The organism is Caldisalinibacter kiritimatiensis, from assembly GCF_000387765.1.
GTDB lineage: Bacteria > Bacillota > Clostridia > Tissierellales > Caldisalinibacteraceae > Caldisalinibacter > Caldisalinibacter kiritimatiensis.
The window spans coordinates 1-868 of record NZ_ARZA01000147.1 but is presented as its reverse complement, the minus strand read 5'-3'; the positions used below and the strand labels follow the sequence as shown (position 1 = coordinate 868).

The window sequence follows — 868 nt, the reverse complement described above, 5'->3', positions numbered from 1 at the left end:
AGGTAGTGTAAAAAGAATTATGAAAAGTTAGAGCAAAGATTGGATATACTCTAAAATGACATTTTTAAAAAGTTTACCCTAAAAAGGACATAGATATCCCGTAGGGTGTAAATTAAGATTAGATTTATATTATTAAATTGTCAAGGTTCATATTTTATCAAGCTACTTTTTTAAAAGTATTACTTTTATGTTTTTGATTTTCTATAGCATGTAATTGTGCTAATTCTATCAGTTTTGCCCATTTGGCTGGCATATTTGAATATTTATTTAGTTGTTTTAACTGTATTGGTACATCACCATTAATGGCCGAATGAGGCCTTAGGAAGTTAAACCAAGCTGTAAACAACGTAACATATGATATTGCGCCATTATAAGAACCAAAACCATTAGTTTGACGATAATTATCTTTAAATGTTCTGTTAAGGCGTTCTATGAATTGTTTATAAGGTCTAAATTCGGCTGATATTTTATCATCATTAGTTAATCCAACAACTGTTTTAATATCAAAATTAATATTGTTTTCAAAGAAAAACAGTTTTGCAAGATTGTAGATTGGGTTGCCGTCAAATACAAAGGTTAAATCCTTTGGAATCTTCTTAAAACAGTCGATTACTTGTTTAATTGCCGAGCAGGCTGATAAAGTATCTCGTCTTTTAGATACTAGATTTGATACAATTATCTTTTTTACTGGATCAAGGATAAAAAAGATATAGTTCCATTTACCTTTAACTCTTATGTAGGTTTCATCACCACATAGAATTGATGATAAATCATCAATATGACTTTTAGTAAAGTCAGACATATAATAGGCGGTAGCCTGAGCATAATTAATGACTGTTTGATGAGATACTTTTATATTAAAGATATC

At 29.0% G+C, this 868-nt stretch carries 1 protein-coding gene; it reads right to left on the bottom strand.

Annotated features, from left to right (window positions below; all coding sequences use genetic code 11):
• Nucleotides 1-157: 157 nt before the first annotated feature.
• Nucleotides 158-868 (bottom strand): DDE-type integrase/transposase/recombinase (locus L21TH_RS07145; protein WP_205617971.1); only part of this gene is annotated, 711 nt, incomplete at its 5' end.